Origin of the sequence: Actinokineospora xionganensis, from assembly GCF_014323725.1 — a bacterium.
Taxonomy (GTDB): Bacteria; Actinomycetota; Actinomycetes; order Mycobacteriales; family Pseudonocardiaceae; genus Actinokineospora; species Actinokineospora xionganensis.
Genome location: NZ_JABVED010000010.1, coordinates 137,933 through 152,647, shown reverse-complemented (window position 1 = coordinate 152,647; position 14,715 = coordinate 137,933). Strand labels below are relative to the sequence as shown.

Sequence of the window (14,715 nt, the reverse complement as noted above, 5' to 3'; positions counted from 1 at the left end):
TTTACGGACTGTAGCGTCCTGCTCCGTTGAGGGGACAGGATTTGCTCGCATCGTGGGGTTCGTTCACGCACCGCAGACGGTGGGCGGTCCTCGTCGTCACCCTGCTGGTGACGATCGGCGCGGGCGCGTGGGGCCTTGGTGTCTTCGACAAGCTGACCCAGGGCGGCTATGAGGACCCGGCCAGCGAGTCCATGCGGGTCAAGGAGATCGTCACCGGGACCTTCGGGCAGCGCCCGCCGGACGTCGTGGTGGTCTACACGGCACCGGACGGCAAGACCGTCGACGACCCCGCCCTCGCCGCGCAGGTCACCGCCGCTCTGCGGGGCCTGCCCGGGGACAAGGTCGTCCAGGTCGCCGACTACTGGAGCACCGGTCTGCCCGCGCTCGCGGGTGCCGACAAGACCATGGCGATGGCGACAATCACCCTCGCGGGCGCCGACAAGGAAGACCGGCGCACCGCCTACCAGTCCGTCCGCGACCTGCTCGCGGTCCCGGGGGTGCGCACCCAGGTCGGCGGCACGGTGCCGACCGAGCAGGCGATGAACGAGCGGTCCGCGGACGACCTGACCGTCGCCGAGGCGGTGTCACTGCCGGTCACGTTGATCCTGCTCGTGGTGATCTTCGGCAGCGTCCTCGCCGCGTCCATGCCGGTGCTGGTCGGCTGCCTGTCGATCTTCGGATCGCTGGGCGTGTTGCGGGCGCTGAGCTACGGGCTGGAGGTCAACTCGTTCGCGCTCAACGTGGCGATCCTGCTGGGCCTGGGCATGGCGATCGACTACGGCCTGTTCATGGTCGGCCGGTTCCGCGAAGAGCTGGGCGCGGGCGCCACAATCGCCGACGCGGTGAGCCGGACCGTGGCCACCGCGGGCCGCACTGTCGCGTTCTCGGCGACCCTGCTGGTCATCGCGCTCTCGGGGCTGGTCGTGTTCCCGATGGACTACCTGCGGTCGATGGCCTACGGCGGCATGTCGGCGGTGGCGATCGCGGCGGTCATCTCGCTGACCCTGCTGCCCGCGCTGCTCGCCGTCGCCGGGCACCGGCTGCGCACCCCGCTCGGCGGCAGGCACCGGCGGATCGAGCGTGAGTTCCTCGCCCGGGTCGCCGACGCGGTCATGCGCCGCCCGGTGCTCTTCGCCCTGCCGATCACCGCTGTCCTGGTCGCGCTCGCCCTGCCGCTGGGCGGCCTGACCTTCGGCGGCGCGGACGAGAAGCAACTCCCGCCGGACGACCCGAGCCGGATCACCGTGGAGACCATCGCGGCGAACTTCCCGGCGGCGAGCACCAACCAGGCCACCCTTGTCGTGCGCGCCGCCAATCCGGGGTCCGTCGCGCTGCTCGTGGACGACTTGAAGCGCGTGCCCGGCGTGCTCGACGCCGTGCCGACCGCGGCCAAGGACGGCATCGCCCTGCTCACCGTGCCGCTGGCGGGCGAAGCCAACTCCGGCGCGACCGCCTCGGTCATCGACGCGCTGCGCGAGGTGCCCACCGACGCCGAGGTCCTGGTCGGCGGCTATCCCGCCGAGGTCGCCGACACCATCGAGGCGATCTCCGACCGGATCCCCTGGATGATCGCCATTCTCGTCGCGGCCACCCTGGTCCTGATGTTCCTCGCGTTCGGCTCGGTGCTGCTGCCGGTCAAGGCGGTGCTGATGAGCGCGCTGAGCCTGTCGGCGACGTTCGGGATCCTGGTGTTCGTCTTCCAGGACGGCCACGGCGCCGAACTGTTCGGGGTGACCCCGCAGCCGGTGCAGGCCGGGCTGATGGTGCTGATCGTCGCGATGGTGTTCGGTTTGTCGACCGACTACGAGACGTTCTTGCTGTCGCGCATGGTGGAAGCCAGGCACACCGGGCTCTCGACCCACGCCGCCGTGCACGCGGGTCTGCTGCGCACCGGGCGCATGATCACCGCCGCCGCCCTGCTGCTCGTGGTCGTGACCGGCGCGTTCGGCCTGTCCGCGCTGGCCAGCATGCGGTTCCTCGGCGTCGGCATGATCATTGCCCTGGTGCTCGACGCGACCGTCGTGCGGATGCTCCTGGTGCCCGCGGTCATGCGGCTGCTGGGCGACGCCGCCTGGTGGGCGCCCGCGCCGCTGCGCAGGCTGCAGGAGAAGGCCGGGCTGTCCGAGGTGGAGCTGGACGCGCCGACGCTGCAGATGGATCGGGTCTGGTAGACGCGTCACCGGTGACGATCGCTCGGGGGGCCACACGACCGGCACCGGTGACGCTGAGCCGGCCTTGGCCCCCTGGCCCTGACCGGCACCCGGGGCGAGCCCCGGGATTCACCGCCACGCACCCGCCGGATCGCCCGAGGAGTACGCAAATCAGCTGACACATTGTGGCACCGGAGATCGATTCCACTACGGAATCGTTCACACATGCGCATGGTCGGTACCGACTACCCTTGATCCGGTGGACGTCGTCGTGGTGGGTTCGGCCAACGCGGACCTCGTGGTGTCGGTATCCCGCCGACCGTCGGCGGGCGAGACGGTCCTGGGGTCCGACACCCGGGTTCTGCCTGGTGGCAAGGGTGCGAACACGGCCGTCGCGGCCGCGCGCAACGGCGCGGAGGTGTCGCTGATTGGGGCTGTCGGCGACGACCCCTATGGCGAGTTCCTGCTGGAATCACTGAGTTCGGCGGGCGTGGACACCACACGGGTCGGAAAGGTGACAACACCCACTGGACTCGCGTTCATCACGGTCACTCCCGACGGTGAGAACTCGATCATCGTGTCGCCGGGCGCCAATTCCGCCGTCACCGAGGCCGAGGTCGACCTGCTCGATGCCCGGGTTCTCGTGGCTTCGCTGGAAGTGCCGATCACCGTGGTGGAGCACGCCGTCGCGCTCGCGGTCCGATCCGGGGTGCGAGCCGTGGTCAACCTGTCGCCGGTGGCGGAGCTGTCCGCGGACACCCTCGCCGTGCTCGACCCGCTGATCGTCAACGAGCACGAGGCCAGCGCACTGCCCGGCCTCGACTGCTCCCGCTCCGTCGTGGTGACCCTCGGCGCGCGGGGAGCCGACGTGATCACCCCCCGGGGCACACGTCGGATCCCCGCGCCCAAGGTCGACGCCGTGGACACGACCGGCGCGGGCGACGCCTTCACCGGCGCACTCGCCGCCCACCTCGCCCGCGGCGCCGACCTGGTCGCCGCGACCGAACACGCCATCGCCTACGCCGCGCGCTCGGTCATCCAGCCCGGTGCCCAGGGAACGACTGACTGAGCCGACCCCCCGGACGGCTCAGCCACCCGCCTGGGTCCGGACTTCATTGGCGCGGCCGACGTAGGCCATCAGCTCTGGCGACAGACCCGTGTCGAACTGCTGGTTGAGCTTGTCCCCCTGCTCCTCCCAAACCTTCCCCAGCGACTCGTGGACCCCGCTGTCGCCGCCGGTGAAGGCCTCGACCAGCTCGAACCAGCGCGCCGTCAACGCCTGCACGTCCGGGTCGTCCACGGGTGTGCCCGCGGCCTGGTGCTCCTTCATCGCCGAGATGAGCTGCGGCCAGGCCTGCTCGACCTCCTTGATGGCGTCCTCCCCCAGCTCTTCCCGGCGCTTGGCCAGGTACTCGAGCTGCTCAGGGGTGTAGTAGCTCTCGATCATCTGCATCGTCTCCAGAATCGTCAGCACCTCGCCGGGATCGGCGACGGTGTTCATCCGCTCGAGCAAGTGCTGGACCTGGGCCCGCAGGTCGTTCATCCGCCGGGCCTGGGCGTCGAGGTGCGCGAGTTGGTCGACGAGCACCGACCGCAGCGCCTCCCGGTCGCCCTCGGCCAGGGTCGCCGCGATCGTGTACAGGCTCAGCCCAATCGATCGCAGCGCCCGCACCCGGTAGAGCCTGCGGATATCCGCCTCGGTGTAGCGGCGGTGCCCGGCGTGCGTGCGCTCGCTCGGCGACACCAGTCCGATCTCGTCGTAGTGGTGCAGCGTGCGAACCGTCAGTCCGGTCGCCGCGGCCAACTCCCCGACTCCCCAGCGCTTCTCGCTCATGGGAACGACGCTAAGACCTCACGTCGCGTCAGGTGCAAGTCCCGATTGCGATAGCGTCCAGATCATCCGGCCGAGTGGCCGTCTGGGGTCTACACGAAGGTTCGTATCGTGATCGTCTTCTGGATTTTCGTCATGGTGGTCGCCCTCTTCGGCGGGCTGAACATCTTCACGCTGCTGCTGCCGCGGCAGTTTCTGGTGCAGCGGCAGAAGTTCAAGAACGGTGAGCGCGGTCAACTGGCGATGAGCCAGGGCTGGCAGTTCGCGCCGTACGCGCCGGAACTGCTCAACCAGTGGGGCAACATCTCGCCGTTCAACCAGCGCGGCGACCGCCGGGTGGCGTTCGGCGTCATCCGCGGCTCGCTCAACGGGCTGGAGTTCACCGCGTTCGACTACCAGCGCCGGACGCTGACCAGAAGCCACAACGCGATCATCTTCTCCGAGGACAACACCGTCGTGACCATCTGGGCGGTGCGGCTACCCGTTTCGCTGCCCTATGTCGAGGTGGCCAAGCGCGGGTTCTTCAACAACACCGACCAGGGGCAGATCCCCATCCCCCACCGCGACTTCAACCGGCAGTACCTCGTGCAGGGGCAGAACCCGCAGTTGGTGACCGAGCTGCTGACGCCGCAGGCGGTCGACCTGATCATCGACGCGAAGCTCGAGGGCTGGACGATCATCGGCGCCGACCTCGTCTACTACGAGGACAACAAGCTCACCCGCAACACCCCGCAGGAGATCATGCAGAAGCTGGAGGCGTTGAAGTACCTCGTCAGCGTCGTCCCGCAGCACGTGTGGGAGAAGTACGGAACGCAGGCGCCGCCGATGCCGCCGCTGCTGTCGGCGCAGCAGCAGGCGATGCCGCAATTCCCGCAGCAGCCCCAATTCCCGCAGCAGCAGTTCGCGCCGCAGCCCCAGGTCGCCCAGCAGCAGTTCGCGCCCCAGCCGCCGTATGCCGGGCAGCCCTCCGGCGGGTACGCCCAGCCCCAGCAGGGATATCCGATGGGGCAGCAGCAGTACCCGCCGCAGGCTTACCCGCAGCAGCAGCAGTTCCCGCCGCGCTACTGAGCGGCGGCGCGGGTCGCGCGGTCGAACAGGTCGGCCAGTTCCCGGCCGTACCCGTCGAGGGGAAGGCCGGACCGGGCCACCCCCTCGATCGCCGACGAGATGGTGTTCGCCATGACCGCCGGGTCGAACTCGGCGAACACGCCTTCCCGCTGTCCTTGGCGCAGCTGGCGTTCCATCCGGCCGACGCGGAAGTCGGTCAGCAGCGGGGCGAACATCGGCGAGCCGTCGGCGGCGCGGTGGTTGTCGGCGACCTCGGTGATCGCCCGCAACTGCTTCGGGTGCGTGCGCAGCAGTTCGACTCGGACCTCGATGTAGGCCCGCAGCATCTCCGCGCGGCCGGTGAGCCCCTCAAGGCGGGCATTGAGGAGCTCGTCCAGAGTGCCGACCGAGCTGATCAGGACGGCCATCATCAGGTCGTTCTTGTCGGCGAAGTGGTACGAGATCAGCCGCGTGCTGCTCAGCTCAGCCCGCTCCACGATTCGTGCGAAGGACGTTTTCGCGTAGCCGAGGTCGGCGATGACCTCGACCGCCGCGTCGATGATCTGCTTGCGACGTGCGGCTTCCGTGATCGTTACCTGCATGAGTAAATATTAACATGATTGAGTAACCGCTTTTCGCAGGGCCGACTGCACCGCCAGGATCAGCGGGTGGTCCTCCCGTCCGCGGCGCACCGCGGCGAAGACCCGCCGAGTCGGCGGGTCCACGGCGATCGGCCGGACCCGCGCGGGCTCCACCCCCGTCAACGCCGTGCGAGGGATCAGCGCGACCCCGCCGCCGGCGGCGACCAAGGCGGCTTCGGCGCGGAAGTCGTCCGAGGTGTGGGTGATCCGCGGGGTGAAGCCGACGCCCTCGCAGGCCACGACCAGCACGTCACGGCAGGGATTGCCCGGCAGCGGCGCGACCCAGTCGTCGGAGGCCAGATCGGACAGGTTGACCTCGTTCTGGTCGGTCAGCCGGTGTCCCGGCGGCAGCACCGCGTCGAACGGCTCCGCGTAGAGCGGGGTGCGGACGACCCGCTGGTCGTCGTCGCCCGCGCTGGCCCAGTACTCGACGGTGACCGCGATGTCGATCTCGCCGTCGAGCAGCATCGGCAGGCTGCGTTCGGCGTCGTGCACGACCACACTCACCCCCGGCGCCGAGGCCCGCAGCGCGACGATCGCCGGGGCGACGACCTGGGTGATCGCGGAGGCGAACGCCGCCACCCGGACCCGCCCGGTCTCCCCGGCCGCGTACGCGGCCAAGCGCGCCTCGGCCCGGTCCAACTCGGCGATCACCGCGGTGGCGTGCTCGACCAGCAGTTCCCCGGCGGCGGTCAGCCAGACCCGCCGCCCCTTGCGGTGCAGCAGGTCCTGGCCGACCTCGGACTCCAGCGCGACGAGTTGCTGCGAGACCGCCGACGGCGTCAGGTGCAGCGCCTGGCCCGCGGCGGTGACGGTGCCGTGGTCGGCCAGTGCGCGCAGCACCCGCAGCCGCCGGGGATCGATCACGCGTCCATCAGCCCGTTCTCTTGCGCCCAACTCTCGAATCCACCGAGCACAAAAGGGAGGCGGTAGTTGCTGATGATGAGGTCGTCGGCAAGAGCTGACACCAATGGCACGGTGAGCAGGCCCGAGCGGATGGCCTCGCACAGCAGCCGCAGCGTTGGCTTGTTTTCGATGCCATGCTTCTTTGCTGCCCGGCGGCCTGCGCCGTCGTCGATCACGGTGATTCCGCCAGCTGTGCTCGCGAGAGCCAGCGCGCCCGCTTCACCTCGATTTCGATTGCGATATACCAGAAGTTCTTCAAACTGCTGATATGCGGCGACTTCCTCGGCAGTGCGCAGTTCTCGATGCTCGATCCAATCGGCGTCCAAGACCGCCTGGATGCGGCTGTCTCGACGAGCGCCTTCCTTCAATTCTTCGACCACAACGTCTGGAATCAGCACAGGATGGCCCTCGACCACAGCTTTGAGTGGCCCGAGCCAATGCGCCCGTGCGAAATGGGTCAACGGTCCAGTGTCAAAGACGATCGGTTCCGATGTGGTCAAACGAAGTCCCAGATCGCGTTTTCCGGAAGCGTCGGAAGCGTTGGAAGCTCGCTTTCATCCCAACTTTCGAACAAAAGATCCACTGCTCGTGCTGGAGAAATTATCTCGCTTCGAAACAAGCGGAGTATCGCTGCTTCATAACTCTTGGCCAGACAGATCGGTCGAAGTTCGTCACGTGGGACGAGATTAAAGTCGACAATGTCCGCTCTCGTTGTCCGCACCGACCGAATAAAACGATCATCTTCACCGCTGATCGCACCCAGTTCGGTCAACCGTCGCGACAAAGTTGACATGTCCACCTGGAATTCGCTCGCGATCTTCACCGCCGCTGTGCGCACATCGTCGCGTTCGACGAGTTGCAGCCACCTCCGTGTCAGTCCATCGGATGGCAGGAGTAACGCCCGAGCGAACCGGTCGATGCGGGCCTCCCATGCTTCGTTGTCGCGATCATCGATGCGCCAGTCAATCGAGTACTCGTCTGCGAAGACGTAATGCCCCAATTCGTGGGCTAGCGCAAGTCGCCTGCGGCCAACCTGTAGATGACCGTTGATGACAGCAACCCCGCCCTGAGCCAAGAGCAGGGACGCCGCATCCGCGGCATCTGGGCCAAGGTCAAAGACAAACGCAAGCAGTCCAACCTCGCTTACCCGACGTGACATGTCAGCGAATGGCTCTGCCCGATTCAAACCCAGAAGAGCGCGGACAGCGTCGGCGTGGCTCTCCACCTCGTCGTTCGACCGGGGGCGGCTACGTGGCTCGACGCTCGACAGAGACAACCCTGAGTCTTGCCTGGCCACGAACTCGACGTTCCACGCTGCTCGTTCAAGCTTGCGGTCGATGATCGCACTTGGCGTGCCCGGGGCTTGCGTGTTCCGGTGGGAGACAACGGCCTTGGGGGGTTCGCGCACGAACCACTCGACGCGCTCGCCTAGGACGATCGCGATTGCGGAGAGTTCCAAGGCAGAGACCCGACGCGTCCCGCTCTCCATCTTCGCCAGAGCGGAACGGTCGATTTCGATCGCTGTGGCAAGCTGCTCCTGGGTCAACCCCTCACGCTTGCGGGCCTCCGCGATTCGGTTGCCAATGGCCGCACTGTCCAGTAGGCGCATGTGTGCGATTTTAGAACAACCAGGGGTCGTCCGCCATCAGGCTTCACGCGTCCATCTTCTCCCGGGCGGCTATGAAGGCGTCGACCGCGCGGTTGACGTCGTCGGTCGAGTGCGCCGCCGACATCTGGGTGCGGATGCGGGCCTTGCCGTGCGGCACGACCGGGTAGGAGAACCCGATCACGTAGACGCCCTGGTCGAGCAGCAGGTCGGCCATCCGGCTCGCCTTAGCCGCGTCGCCGATCATCACCGGGATGATCGGGTGCTCGCCGGGCAGCAGGTCGAATCCCGCCTCGGTCATGCGCGCCCGGAACAGCGTGCTGTTCTCGCGGAGCCGGACCGGCAACTCGGCGGAGGACTCGAGCAGGTCGAGCGTGGCCACCGCGGCCGCGGTGATCGACGGGGCCAGCGAGTTGGAGAACAGGTACGGGCGCGAACGCTGCCGCAGCATCTCCACGATCTCCGCGTGCCCGGAGACGTAGCCGCCGCTGGCGCCGCCGAGGGCCTTGCCGAGCGTGCCGGTGTAGATGTCGACGCGGTCGCCGACCCCGAAGTGCTCCGGGGTGCCGCGTCCGGTCTCGCCCATGAAGCCCACGGCGTGCGAGTCGTCGACCATGACCAGCGCGTCGTACTTCTCGGCGAGGGCGACGATCTCGTCGAGCGGCGCGAGGTAGCCGTCCATGGAGAACACGCCGTCGGTGGCGATCAGCCGGTAGCGCGCGCCCGCGGCTTCCTTGAGCTTCGCCTCGAGGTCGGCCATGTCGCGGTTGCGGTAGCGCGCGCGCCCGGCCTTGCACAGGCGGATGCCGTCGATGATCGACGCGTGGTTCAGCTCATCGGAGATGACCACGTCCTGGTCGGTCAGCAGGGTCTCGAACAGACCGCCGTTGGCGTCGAAACAGGAGCTGTAGAGGATCGTGTCCTCGGTGCCCAGGAACTGCGACAGCCGGGCTTCCAGGGCCTTGTGCGGGGCCTGCGTCCCGCAGATGAACCGCACCGACGCCATCCCGAAGCCCCACTCGTCCAGGGCGTCCTGGGCGGACTTGATCAGCGTCGGGTGGTCGGCCAGACCGAGGTAGTTGTTGGCGCAGAAGTTCAGCACCGGCTCGGAGGAGTCGACCCGGACCGACGCCTGCTGCGGGGTGGTGATCACCCGCTCCGCCTTGTATAGCCCGGCGGCCCGGATCTCGTCGAGTCCCGCCCGCAGGTCTTCGCGCATAGCGCCGAACATCAGCTCTCCCAATCCATGATGACCTTGCCGCACTTGCCGCCGCGGGCGGTGTCGAACGCGGCCTTGTGTTCGGTGTGGTGGAACCGGTGGGTGATCACCGGGCTCAGGTCGAGACCGGCCTGCAGCAGAACCGACATCGCGTACCAGGTCTCGAACATCTCCCGGCCGTAGATGCCCTTGATCGTCAGCATCTTGAGCACGACCGCGCTCCAGTCGATCGCGATCTCCTTCGCGGGCAGACCCAGCATCGCGATCCGACCGCCGTGGGTCATGTTCCCGATCATCTCGCGCAGCGCCGAGGGCTGGCCGGACATCTCCATGCCCACGTCGAAGCCCTCGGTCATCTTCAGCTCGCCGTAGACCGCCGACACCGGGGTCGAGCTGACGTCGAGCGCGACGTTGACGCCGAGCTTGCGGGCCAACTCCAGCCGGGCCTCGCTGATGTCGGTGATCACCACGTGCCGGGCGCCCGCGTGCTTGGCGACCGCGGCGGCCATCAGCCCGATCGGGCCCGCGCCGGTGATCAGCACGTCCTCGTTCAGGACCGGGAACGACAGCGCGGTGTGCACGGCGTTGCCGAACGGGTCGAAGATCGCGGCGACGTCGAGGTCGATCTGGTGGTTGTGCACCCAGGCGTTCGACTCGGGCAGCACCGCGTACTCGGCGAACGCGCCGTTGGTGTGCACGCCGAGGCCGATGGTGTTGGCGCACAGGTGGCGGCGGCCCGCCCGGCAGTTGCGGCAGGTGCCGCAGACCAGGTGTCCCTCGCCGCTGACCAGGTCGCCGACCTTGACCTTGGTGACCGCGGCGCCGATCTCGACGACCTCGCCGACGAACTCGTGGCCGAGCGTCAGCGGCGCCTTGATCGTCTTGGCTGCCCAGTCGTCCCAGGCGTCGATGTGCAGGTCCGTGCCGCAGATGCCGGTGCGCAGCACACGCAGCAGGATGTCGCCCGGGCCGGGTTTGGGATCCGGGACGTCGACGAGCTCCAGACCGGGGCCCGGGGCGACTTTGACCAGAGCCTTCAAGATTCCTCCGATAGTGCGGGTTGTGCTCCCCGCGCGGAGTCTGCTGCCGTGCCGCTGTGAAGTCCATCGGGACTTTCTGAACTGCTTTGTCAGCAGAGCTTCACAGCAGAGCCTACGCGTCCCAGCTGATCCTCCACGGTCGCCGGAGGGTCAGCGACCCGATCCGCACGTAGGTGGGCCGCCGGATGGTCAGCGATCCCGCGCGTACGGACCCGGTCACCACGAAGTGTGGCCCGCCCGTGCGCGAGCCACTGGCCTTGTCGGTCTTGCTGCCCAGCTCCACGGTGACCGCCGAGGCGTCGACCGACGAGCGCTCGGGCATCAGCAGCTCCACCGACCCCGCGGCCACATCGACCTCGATGCGGATCTCGGGGAAGGAGATGACCGCGTCGGAGAAGTCCAGCACGGTCGAGCCCATCTGGCTGCGGATGACGATGTCGCGCGGCACGACCCACTCGCCCTCGCGCTTGAGCGACGACATCGTCGCCCGGAACTCCACCGGCTTGACCGGCGCGACACCGGACTCCGGGTGGACCAGGCCGGGCAGGTCGACCAGGACGGTGTTGAGCTCCGCACGGGTGCGCGCGGCCAGCGCGACATCGGTTCGGGCGGTGAACTCGTCGAGGCTGAGCAGGCCGCGTCCGATGGCCTTCTGCAGCACGCCGACCACGTGGGAGCGCTCGGCGTCGGAGACTCGAAGTTCGCGGGGACTGATCGGGGTGGTCACACCACCCAAGATAGGCGCGAAACGCCCTACCGGGATGTGATTGCCAGGAACCCGGCCCAGGAGGTCGGGGGCAACGCCAGCGCCGGTCCTTCAACGTTCTTGGAGTCCCTGACTCCGATGCTGGTGTCTGTCAACCGCACCTCGACGCACGCCTCACCATTCGGGGAGCTGCGGGAGCTCTTGAACCATCCGGTGTCCCGAGTCGGGGAGGCCATGCTGACTTACTCCTTAAGGATGCTTTCCATCAACCGCCGTGACTCCTGCCTGCTCAGCGCGAGTTCCCAGATCCGGTAGAAGGTCCGACGCATCGCAGCGGTGACAGCGTCTTCATCGTAGTAGGTGGACGGGCCGGGCGGGGACTCCGTGAATCCGACCGGAGTTGCCCGGTCACCGAAGCCGAAGATCCAGAAGCCTCGCCCCCGCGAAGGATTGCCCGCGACGTCGTTGCGCAGCACCCGAATCGTGAGATCGCGATGGCTGCGGAGAAGTGCGAGCAGGTGACGAACTGGCTGGACTCCCCCGACGGCGACCACCGCTGGCCCCTGCCGCTGGTGTGATCTAGTCCGGCTCTCCGTCAAGCCCGTGCTCGATCGCGTACCGGGCCAGCTCGACCCGGTTGTGCAACTGCAGTTTCCGCAGCGTCGACTGCACGTGGTTCTCCACCGTCCGGTGCGACAGGACCAGCCGGTCGGCGATCTGCCGGGCGGTCAATCCCTTGGCGACCAGCCGCAGCACCTCGGTCTCCCGATCGGTCAGCTTCGGCGCCCCGCTCTCCTCCGGGCCCGACGCCATCCGCCGGTACTCGCCGAGCACCAGGCCCGCGAGTCCCGCGTTGAAGACCGCGTCACCGGCCCACGTCCGCCGGACCGCCGCCACCAGTTCCTCAGCCGAAGCCGATTTCACCAGGTAGCCCGACGCGCCCGCCTTGACCGCCTCCAGCACGTCGTTGTGCTCGCCGCTGGCCGACAGGACCAGCACCCGGGTGTCGGTCAGCTCCCCGGTGATCTTGCGGGTCGCCTCCACCCCGGACTCCTCGCCGAGGTTGAGGTCCATCAGCACCACGTCCGGGCGCACGGTTCGCGCGATCCGGACAGCTGAGGCGGCGTCACCCGCGGTCGCGCGGACTTCGAACCCGCGTTCGGCCAGGTCGCGCGCCACACCGTCCCGCCAGATGGGGTGGTCGTCGACCACCATGATCGAGATCGGCTGTTCCGTCACCGTGCCGCCCTTCTCGCCGGGACCCGGATCTCCCACTCCGTGCCCAGGTCGGGCGCGGTCTCCAGGGTGATGGTGCCACCGAGGTCGCTGACCCGACCGCGAATCGACCGGGCGATACCCATTCGCCCCTCGTGTTCGGCCGCCGAGATCCGCCCCGCCGGGATGCCCACCCCATCGTCGCGGATGCTCAGGACCACCTCGTCGCCGAGGTCTTCGAGCAGCACCCAGGCCCGCGCACCCAGGCCCGCGTGCCGGTCGACGTTCTCCAGCGCCTCGCGGACCAGGTAGGCGAGTTCGCCCGCGGCCGACGCGGGCATGGTCACCGCGGTCGGCGGGACCGACACCTGGAACCGGTCCGTGGCCAACACCTGCAGGCGGGGCCGCAGATCCGCGGTGCCGTCCTCGGCGGACTCCAGCGGCGCGGCCGAGACCAGGGCCCGCAGCGCCACTTCCTGCCTGCCGGCCTCCTCCGCCAACTCGGCCGCCTCGCCGCCTACCTCGCGCCCACGCTTGCGGACCCGGGCCAGCACCTGCAGCACACTGTCGTGGATCGTGCGGGCCAGCCGCTCGCGCTCGGCGGTCGCGGCTTCGACCCGCAGCGCCTTCGCCAGCCGCTCGGCCGACTGCCGCGACGTGGTCGCCGCCAGGCCGAGCACGGCGCCGATCGCCACCAGCAAGACCATGTCGCGGGTCAGATCCGTGTCGACGTAGCCGCGCACCGCGTAGTTCGCCACCGCCACGACCATCCCGAACAGCGTCCCGCCGGAGAGGCCCGCGCGGACCGCGCCGACCGCGACGACCGCCGTGACCCACACCGTCGGCACCAACGGCACGGCCAAAACGGTCAGCTGCTCGTGGGTCAGCACGAGCCGCGACATCGCCATCGCGATCACACAGACCAGGAGGTCGACAAAGATGAACCAGACGGCCTTGCCGGTGTCGCGCAGGTAATAGACCGAGGTGACGACCGTCCAGACCGCCATCCCGCCGACCGTGGCATAGGCCAGCCCGGTATGCGCGTACTCACCTTGGTGATTGACCACGACACCGATCGCGAAGATCAGCGTGATGATCCGCAGCAACACCGCGGAGAGCCACAGTGGCGCCGCGGGGTCCTTCGTGACGGGTCCGCGGTACCGGTCGCCGGGCAGCCGCACCCTGCGCGTCATGGCTGGCTGGGCTCCGGTTCGTCGTCCTTGAGGTTCGGCACCGAACCGGTGTCGTCGAACACGTCGACCGCATCCGGTTCCGGGTCCTGCTCGCTCACCAGGGACCGGATGCCCGCGTTGAGCACCGCCAGCAGCGGCACCGCCAGCAGCGCGCCCGCGATGCCCGCCGCGATCAAGCCGACGGCGATCGCCAGGACCACGGCCAGCGGGTGCAGCTTGACCGCGCGGCCCAGCAGCCACGGCTGCAAGATGTGGCTCTCGATCTGCATGACGGCCACCACCACGGCCAGCACGATCAGCGCCGCGACGAACCCGTTCGCCACCAGGGCGACCAGGACGGCCACCGTCCCCGCGATCAGGGCACCGATGATCGGGATGAACGCGGTGAGGAAGACCAGCGCGGCCAGCGGCACCGCGAGCGGCACACCGATGATCGCCAGGCCCACGCCGATGCCGACGGCGTCGAAGATCGCCACCGCGGCGGTGGCCCGCACGTAGCTGACCAGCGAGGAGAAACCGCGCCGCCCGGCGACGTCGACCCGCGCGCGCACCCGGGCGGGTGCCGCCCGGGTGACGAAGCGCCACATGCCTTCGCCGTCGTACAAGAAGAAGATGAGGATGAACAGGGTCAGCAGCAGCCCGGTGAGGACCTCGCCGATCGTGGCGGCGGTGGTGATCGCACCCGACGTGATCGCCGACTGGTTGTCCTTGATCGCGGTGATCGCGTTGTCGAGGAACGTCTGGATCTGGTCCTGACGCAGGTGCAACGGGCCGTTGGCCAGCCAGTCGCGGATCGTGTCGAGGCTGTCGGCGACCTGCGCCTGCAGCTGGGGCAGGCCGTTGCTGAACTGGATGATCACGAACGTCAGCACACCGCCGACGACCGCGATCCCGCCGACCATGGCGATGGCGGCGGCCAGCCCGCGGGGCACCCGCCACTGCACGAGCTTGCCCACGCCCGGCGCCATCAGCGCCGCGAGCAGCAGGGCGATCGCGGTCGGGATGACCACGTGGGCGAAGTAGCCCAGCAGCCAGATGATCACGTAGAGCGCACCGATGATCATGAGGAAGCGCCAAGCCAGCGCGGCGCTGACCCGGAGGCCCTTCGGTACCAGCGTGGTGACGTCCTGTGGCGCGGCGGCGCGGGTTCTGGTCATCACG

General features: G+C 68.5%; 16 protein-coding genes. 3 read left to right on the top strand and 13 right to left on the bottom strand.

Translation table 11 applies throughout. The features are described 5' to 3' along the window. The first annotated feature begins 41 nt into the window (after nt 1-41). Complete coding sequence (locus GPZ80_RS18645) at nt 42-2,171, top strand: MMPL family transporter (RefSeq protein ID WP_187221954.1); 2,130 nt, start codon at nt 42-44, stop codon at nt 2,169-2,171. 238 nt (nt 2,172-2,409) lie between these two features. Beyond that, nucleotides 2,410-3,219 carry a ribokinase gene (locus GPZ80_RS18640; protein WP_312880427.1) on the top strand — a complete coding sequence of 270 codons (810 nt, stop codon included), beginning with the start codon at nt 2,410-2,412 and terminating at the stop codon, nt 3,217-3,219. Between the two features lie 18 nt (nt 3,220-3,237). Here the strand turns inward: GPZ80_RS18640 and GPZ80_RS18635 are convergent, their stop codons facing one another. Further along, a complete protein-coding gene (locus GPZ80_RS18635) occupies nt 3,238-3,984 on the bottom strand; it encodes a MerR family transcriptional regulator (RefSeq protein ID WP_187221737.1) in 747 nt (248 codons plus the stop codon). Between the two features lie 108 nt (nt 3,985-4,092). Here GPZ80_RS18635 and GPZ80_RS18630 point away from each other — a divergent pair, with 108 nt between their 5' ends. After that, nucleotides 4,093-5,049, top strand: coding sequence for a hypothetical protein (locus tag GPZ80_RS18630; protein ID WP_187221736.1), 957 nt, complete (start codon nt 4,093-4,095; stop codon nt 5,047-5,049). Here the strand turns inward: GPZ80_RS18630 and GPZ80_RS18625 are convergent. The 12 genes from GPZ80_RS18625 to GPZ80_RS18570 all read right to left on the bottom strand — a co-directional run bounded on the left by GPZ80_RS18625 (nt 5,043) and on the right by GPZ80_RS18570 (nt 14,711). Then, nucleotides 5,043-5,630, bottom strand: coding sequence for a TetR/AcrR family transcriptional regulator (locus tag GPZ80_RS18625; RefSeq protein ID WP_187221734.1), 588 nt, complete (start codon nt 5,628-5,630; stop codon nt 5,043-5,045). The genes GPZ80_RS18630 and GPZ80_RS18625 overlap by 7 nt on opposite strands. A gap of 9 nt (nt 5,631-5,639) precedes the next feature. Then, complete coding sequence (locus GPZ80_RS18620; protein ID WP_187221732.1) at nt 5,640-6,536, bottom strand: LysR family transcriptional regulator; 897 nt, start codon at nt 6,534-6,536, stop codon at nt 5,640-5,642. Beyond that, nucleotides 6,533-7,075 carry a PIN domain-containing protein gene (locus GPZ80_RS18615; RefSeq protein WP_187221730.1) on the bottom strand — a complete coding sequence of 181 codons (543 nt, stop codon included), beginning with the start codon at nt 7,073-7,075 and terminating at the stop codon, nt 6,533-6,535. Before GPZ80_RS18615 ends, GPZ80_RS18620 begins: the two co-directional genes overlap by 4 nt. Further along, on the bottom strand, nt 7,072-8,184 hold the full coding sequence (locus GPZ80_RS18610) for a helix-turn-helix domain-containing protein (protein ID WP_187221728.1): 1,113 nt from the start codon (nt 8,182-8,184) through the stop codon (nt 7,072-7,074). Before GPZ80_RS18610 ends, GPZ80_RS18615 begins: the two co-directional genes overlap by 4 nt. A 43-nt stretch (nt 8,185-8,227) precedes the next feature. After that, a complete protein-coding gene (locus tag GPZ80_RS18605) occupies nt 8,228-9,412 on the bottom strand; it encodes a glycine C-acetyltransferase (RefSeq protein ID WP_187221726.1) in 1,185 nt (394 codons plus the stop codon). Then, a complete protein-coding gene (gene tdh / locus GPZ80_RS18600) occupies nt 9,412-10,440 on the bottom strand; it encodes an L-threonine 3-dehydrogenase (protein ID WP_187221724.1) in 1,029 nt (342 codons plus the stop codon). Before tdh ends, GPZ80_RS18605 begins: the two co-directional genes overlap by 1 nt. A 112-nt stretch (nt 10,441-10,552) precedes the next feature. Next, nucleotides 10,553-11,167 carry a DUF1707 SHOCT-like domain-containing protein gene (locus GPZ80_RS18595; protein ID WP_312880426.1) on the bottom strand — a complete coding sequence of 205 codons (615 nt, stop codon included), beginning with the start codon at nt 11,165-11,167 and terminating at the stop codon, nt 10,553-10,555. A 26-nt stretch (nt 11,168-11,193) separates the two neighbouring features. Beyond that, nucleotides 11,194-11,382, bottom strand: a complete 189-nt coding sequence (locus GPZ80_RS18590) for a DUF397 domain-containing protein (RefSeq protein WP_187221722.1) — start codon at nt 11,380-11,382, stop codon at nt 11,194-11,196. A gap of 6 nt (nt 11,383-11,388) precedes the next feature. Continuing rightward, complete coding sequence (locus GPZ80_RS18585; protein WP_187221720.1) at nt 11,389-11,700, bottom strand: Scr1 family TA system antitoxin-like transcriptional regulator; 312 nt, start codon at nt 11,698-11,700, stop codon at nt 11,389-11,391. A 25-nt stretch (nt 11,701-11,725) separates the two neighbouring features. Beyond that, entirely contained in the window at nt 11,726-12,361 is a 636-nt protein-coding gene (locus GPZ80_RS18580; protein WP_222719524.1) for a response regulator, read from the bottom strand. A 20-nt stretch (nt 12,362-12,381) separates the two neighbouring features. Then, on the bottom strand, nt 12,382-13,554 hold the full coding sequence (macS, locus tag GPZ80_RS18575) for a MacS family sensor histidine kinase (RefSeq protein WP_187221716.1): 1,173 nt from the start codon (nt 13,552-13,554) through the stop codon (nt 12,382-12,384). After that, nucleotides 13,551-14,711, bottom strand: a complete 1,161-nt coding sequence (locus GPZ80_RS18570) for an AI-2E family transporter (protein WP_187221714.1) — start codon at nt 14,709-14,711, stop codon at nt 13,551-13,553. The genes macS and GPZ80_RS18570 overlap by 4 nt, the downstream gene beginning before the upstream one ends. Between the last annotated feature and the right edge of the window lie 4 nt (nt 14,712-14,715).

Excerpts from the sequence above, each read along its gene's own strand:
- GPZ80_RS18635 (WP_187221737.1), bottom strand. The coding sequence starts at position 3,984 with ATGAGCGAGAAGCGCTGGGGAGTCGGGGAGTTGGCCGCGGCGACCGGA.
- GPZ80_RS18625 (WP_187221734.1), bottom strand. The coding sequence starts at position 5,630 with ATGCAGGTAACGATCACGGAAGCCGCACGTCGCAAGCAGATCATCGAC.
- GPZ80_RS18610 (WP_187221728.1), bottom strand. The coding sequence starts at position 8,184 with ATGCGCCTACTGGACAGTGCGGCCATTGGCAACCGAATCGCGGAGGCC.
- GPZ80_RS18605 (WP_187221726.1), bottom strand. The coding sequence starts at position 9,412 with ATGTTCGGCGCTATGCGCGAAGACCTGCGGGCGGGACTCGACGAGATC.
- GPZ80_RS18590 (WP_187221722.1), bottom strand. The coding sequence starts at position 11,382 with ATGGCCTCCCCGACTCGGGACACCGGATGGTTCAAGAGCTCCCGCAGC.
- GPZ80_RS18580 (WP_222719524.1), bottom strand. The coding sequence starts at position 12,361 with ATGGTGGTCGACGACCACCCCATCTGGCGGGACGGTGTGGCGCGCGAC.
- macS (WP_187221716.1), bottom strand. The coding sequence starts at position 13,554 with ATGACGCGCAGGGTGCGGCTGCCCGGCGACCGGTACCGCGGACCCGTC.
- GPZ80_RS18570 (WP_187221714.1), bottom strand. The coding sequence starts at position 14,711 with ATGACCAGAACCCGCGCCGCCGCGCCACAGGACGTCACCACGCTGGTA.